This window comes from Halochromatium sp. (assembly GCF_054919635.1).
Genome location: NZ_JBUDPI010000334.1, coordinates 1 through 4,092 on the forward strand (window position 1 = coordinate 1; position 4,092 = coordinate 4,092).

Here is a 4,092-nt window from a genome sequence, read left to right on the forward strand (position 1 = left end):
GACCGCTGCCGCCTGGGCTGACCTAGCGGCTTGATCTGCGCCGGGTCGGCCCTGTTTGCCGGCCGCGGTTTCGCCAAGCTTTGTCCAAATATCCGGATTCTGACCTGCGGTGAACAACCGACTCCCCGGCTTGATGATAACCTTCTTCCCCGACCGCAGCGCAGCCAATGCCAGCATGCGCTCGCATTCAATGCCGGCCCCTGGCAATTTGCGGCGCTGAGCCAAGCGCGCGAGTTCGGCTTGCGGCTGTGCGTGGCGGCGCTGGGCGTTAAGTTGGATGTCGGTTTCGAGCAGCAGGGCGCTTAGCCAGGCGTCAAGGTCGTCGGTGTCACCCTCGGCGCCGTTCACGGCTTGCGGCAGGCACTCGTCGAAGCGGGCGCAACTGGGCAGAAAGGGCCGTTCGCGCAGGGCGGCGGCCTGATCATGCGGGTGGTCGCTGGGCTGCTGGGCTGAACGCTCGCCTTGTGACGACGTGGCTTGGGCCGCCCGCTCGCGCTGCTCGAGCAGTTGGCTACAGCGTTGTCGAGCCGCGCGGGGCTCGCCGAGCGCAATCCATAACCGCAGGCGCAGCAGTTGCGTGGCGATGTGCTCATCCCCAACAGCGGCCAGCTCGGCGAGTTGGGCGCGGCTGGCGAGGAGTTGCTGATAGCGCTCGGTCAGCGGGCGCTCCGGGTCGAAGGCCGCGAGGGCGGCATCCAGGGCGGCGCTGTAGGCCTCCGGCAGATCGGCGGCGGCTTCGCGCCAGCCGGGCAGCAGCGCAGTGGCAAAGGGATAGCGACTGAGTGCTTGGGGCCAGAGGGGTGCGGCGGGCATAGCGCGTGTCCTGGGTTCAATCGATTAGTGGCTTCCAGGCTCGGGCCAGTAGTCTTCGTCGAGCACTTGCTCAAGGGTAAAAGGCGGCGTCTCGGGAAAGGTTGTGATCGGCAGGCCGGTCTCCTCCGCGGCTTCCTGGCGGGCGCGCGGGTAGGTCTCTACAAGGGCGGTCGGCAAGGTGGATTTCAGGCTTGGACTTTCTCTGAGCAGCAGTTTGATGTCGTTGCGTTGGGTGATGATGGTGACCGACCAACTGCGCGAACGCTTTTCCGGCTGGTGTGCGAGCTTGAGCAGATGCATCACAAGTACGATCAGGCGGTTGCGCAATTGCCGACGCTCACTGCGACTCATGGCCTCAAGCTCCTCAATCAATTGTTCCCGGTCGAGGCATTCGAGCTGGCCCGCGCGCAGGTGGCTGACTTGGGTCTCTAGCCAGCGCAGGTAGTCGGTGTCGTCGTGTGCGGTCTGCATAGTAAGGCCCTGTGGTTTCGATCAGGCTTGCAAGGGTGCTCCCATCAGGCGGACCGTATCAACCGCCCCAGTTCGCGCAACCTGGCGGCGCGGGACGCTCGACAGGCAAACCGGGTCGCAGCTTTTTCTTCGTCGGTCTCCTCGGCCACGGCCACCAGGGCGTTGAGGGCCGGGATCAGCCGGTAGAGGTCGAGGCCAGCGGCCCGCAGGGCGGTGATCGCTGGGCTGGTGCTGGGGAGCATGATCAGCGGATCGGAACCGGCTTCAGCCTCGGCGGGTGGCAGCCAGCGCGGATCGAGCGGGGTCTCGGCGCCGAGGCGAATCAGATCGAACGCGCCGTCGCCCGCGGCTTGTTCGGGTGCCGGTTGGTCCGGCGTTTGCTTTGGCTTCGGCGTCTGGATCAGCGCTTGCAGGCCATTGTCCGCCACCGAGCGCGCGAACAGCGGATCGAGGTTGAGTGCAGTCACCTGCCCTGCTCCGCTCAAGCCCTGCGCCATGGCGAGCGCGTCAAGCCCCAGGCCGGTGTCGGCATCCAACAGGCGCATGCCGGGTTGGATGAGCTGGCGCAGGAAGGCGTGCTCAGGCTCGGGCCAGGCTTCGTACTCGAGCAGGGTCAGGGTAACCGGGTTGTCCAGATCAGCCGGGACGTTGACCTTGAGGCCATTACTGAGGTGGAGGGTCCAGTGGGGCTGCACGCTGGCTCACTCCCGCGGTTGCGGTGTGGAGTGCGCGTTGAGCCAGGTCTCGAGGTCGGCGGCGGCGCTGAAATCGAGTAGTGCTTCGATGAGGTCTTCGAGCTGGTCGACGGATAGCGCCTGGACGCGCGCTTGTTGCGCCTTGCTCAGCGAGCCGAGGCGGCGGCGCAGGAGGCGCAGCGCCACCCGTTGGGCTTCGCGCTGGCGGCCTTCCTGACGGCCTTCTTCCAGCCAAATCGGCTGGTTTTTCGCCACGATCTCCCGATAGGCACGGGTCTGTTCGAGTGGGGTCAATTCACCGAGCATGATGAGAATCTCCTCTAACGTCTGATCCTGAAAGCGCGCCATGAGCCAGGATTGGAACACATCGAGACAATGGCGACGGGCGGTGTCGGACAGCGGGGCTTGTTGAATTTGAAACTAGGCGATGGGGGCTTGTTCGCGCAAGCGCGCAGGGTCTTCGATCAGATAGGGTAGGAAGGTGGCCAGCAAGGGGTGCTCGGGCTGGGTCTGGCTGAGGTGCTTGAGCACCTCGGTGAGATAGACCCGGCGGATCGGGAGTTCGGGGTCGCGGGCGATGGCGCTGTGCCAGGGTTCGGTCTGGGGATCCTGCTCAGGGCTGAGGAACAGCAGCAGTCCGCACACGGGTTGCTCGGGGCGGCGTTCGCCGAGCAGACCCATGTCGATCAGCAGCCGATGGTAGATGTTATCGTCTTTTTGGGCTTGCACTTCGATTGCCCAGATCGCTTGCGTGGGGTCGGCGGGGAGCACGACGCCGTCGATGCGCCGCTCCAGGGCTTTGACGTCGATGGCCTCGAAGTCGTAGGGGCCATCGATGCTGAGGCCATCGGTAAGCAGGCAGAGGAACTCGGGGTCGGCGCCAAGGAGCAGATAGATCTGTTTGTCGGTGTGCATGGGCTATCAGGCGATGACCGTTCGGCGCTCAGTGAAACACCGCGTCCGGCGTCTTCGCCGTTAGGATGCGCTCGGACCATTCCAGCAACTTCTCGGCATCAGCCTCTTGAATCTGCTGGCGCAGTTTCACATCCGCCGGGCCGAATTTGCGCTCCATCAGGCGTAGCAGGAACTCGGCTTCGCCTTGACACTTGCCCTGCTCGATGCCGAGTTCGATGCCCCGCTCACGGCCCTGCTCAATATAACGATCGATAAAGGTCTGCATGATCGGATCTCCCGGTGAGGTCTGCTCCAACAACTGGCGGGCGTCATCTTCCGCCACCCGTTGAGTACCTTGGACATCGTATCTCAGCAGCGATTCCAGACTCTCCAGCGCAGTATCGCGGTCGGCGATCTGGTCAATCAGGGTGATCAGCCGCTCCAGGTGCCAACGCAGAAAGTCTTGGGCGATCTCGCGGCGGGTGAAGCTTTCGCGAAAGTAGACGTCATGCGGATTGTTGATCTCGTCCATGCTGGCCTCCGGTGCGTCAAGCTGTGAGCTGATCCGATCGGCCAGTGGTGGATCAGGCAACGTTCAGCCGATCGCCGATGACCATGATCCAGACCAAGCTGGCCAGCTTGGCCCACCCACTCCGGAGACCCCATGTCCACCCCCAAGCCACCGACCCCAACCCCTGCCCTAGCGCTCGTCGTCATCGCCCGCGATGAAGCCGCCTCGATTGCCGCCTGCCTGCAGAGCGCGGCGGCGGTGGTCGAGACGATGATCGTGCTGGATACCGGCTCAAGGGATGCGACGGTGGCGATCGCTGAGCGCTGTGGGGCGCAGGTGCATCACTTCGCCTGGTGCGAGGATATTGCCGCCGCGCGCAATGCCGCCTTGGCGCTCTCCAACGCGCGCTGGAATCTGATCCTGAATGCCGATGAGCGCCTGGTCAGCGGGCAAGCTCAGCTGCGGGCGCCGTGCGCGCAGCCGGCGGAGTGGATCGGCGTGCTGCCGGTGGTCACTTCCAGCGTGTTTGCTGCACTGACGCGGCCTATCTGTGCCTCGGCTTCAGCAACGTTCGGCCGTTGTTGCGCTAGCGGTTGGTGAGTTTTTGGTGGTGCGTCCCTGTTTTCCCTGTTTCCGCAGCTCGGAGGGCGCTTTCAGGGTTGTTAAGACCTGGCATCCACTTCGGTGATCACTTCTGCCAACAATGAC

General features: G+C 64.2%; 7 protein-coding genes. 1 reads left to right on the plus strand and 6 read right to left on the minus strand.

Annotated elements, in window-relative coordinates; all coding sequences use genetic code 11:
• The 6 genes from ACY693_RS16055 to ACY693_RS16080 all read right to left on the minus strand — a co-directional run.
• On the minus strand, positions 1 to 813 hold an 813-nt coding region (locus ACY693_RS16055), incomplete at its 3' end, for a hypothetical protein (RefSeq protein ID WP_462322819.1).
• A 24-nt stretch (positions 814 to 837) separates the two neighbouring features.
• Positions 838 to 1,284 (minus strand): DUF29 domain-containing protein, encoded by a 447-nt coding sequence (locus ACY693_RS16060; RefSeq protein ID WP_462322820.1) that lies wholly within the window; start codon positions 1,282 to 1,284, stop codon positions 838 to 840.
• A gap of 44 nt (positions 1,285 to 1,328) precedes the next feature.
• Positions 1,329 to 1,979, minus strand: coding sequence for a methyltransferase domain-containing protein (locus ACY693_RS16065; protein WP_462322821.1), 651 nt, complete (start codon positions 1,977 to 1,979; stop codon positions 1,329 to 1,331).
• Positions 1,980 to 1,985: 6 nt separating this feature from the next.
• Positions 1,986 to 2,327 (minus strand): DUF4351 domain-containing protein, encoded by a 342-nt coding sequence (locus tag ACY693_RS16070; protein ID WP_462322822.1) that lies wholly within the window; start codon positions 2,325 to 2,327, stop codon positions 1,986 to 1,988.
• A 72-nt stretch (positions 2,328 to 2,399) separates the two neighbouring features.
• Positions 2,400 to 2,894, minus strand: coding sequence for a DUF2887 domain-containing protein (locus ACY693_RS16075; protein ID WP_462322823.1), 495 nt, complete (start codon positions 2,892 to 2,894; stop codon positions 2,400 to 2,402).
• A gap of 28 nt (positions 2,895 to 2,922) precedes the next feature.
• Positions 2,923 to 3,405, minus strand: a complete 483-nt coding sequence (locus ACY693_RS16080) for an RpnC/YadD family protein (RefSeq protein WP_462322824.1) — start codon at positions 3,403 to 3,405, stop codon at positions 2,923 to 2,925.
• A gap of 132 nt (positions 3,406 to 3,537) precedes the next feature.
• Between ACY693_RS16080 and ACY693_RS16085 the strand changes: the two genes are divergently transcribed.
• A complete protein-coding gene (locus ACY693_RS16085; protein WP_462322825.1) occupies positions 3,538 to 3,984 on the plus strand; it encodes a glycosyltransferase in 447 nt (148 codons plus the stop codon).
• Positions 3,985 to 4,092: the final 108 nt, after the last annotated feature.

What these genes read in the sequence shown, in the direction of transcription:
- ACY693_RS16060 (WP_462322820.1), bottom strand. Translation starts at nt 1,284, where the DNA reads ATGCAGACCGCACACGACGACACCGACTACCTGCGCTGGCTAGAGACC.
- ACY693_RS16070 (WP_462322822.1), bottom strand. Translation starts at nt 2,327, where the DNA reads ATGGCGCGCTTTCAGGATCAGACGTTAGAGGAGATTCTCATCATGCTC.
- ACY693_RS16075 (WP_462322823.1), bottom strand. Translation starts at nt 2,894, where the DNA reads ATGCACACCGACAAACAGATCTATCTGCTCCTTGGCGCCGACCCCGAG.
- ACY693_RS16080 (WP_462322824.1), bottom strand. Translation starts at nt 3,405, where the DNA reads ATGGACGAGATCAACAATCCGCATGACGTCTACTTTCGCGAAAGCTTC.
- ACY693_RS16085 (WP_462322825.1), top strand. Translation starts at nt 3,538, where the DNA reads ATGTCCACCCCCAAGCCACCGACCCCAACCCCTGCCCTAGCGCTCGTC.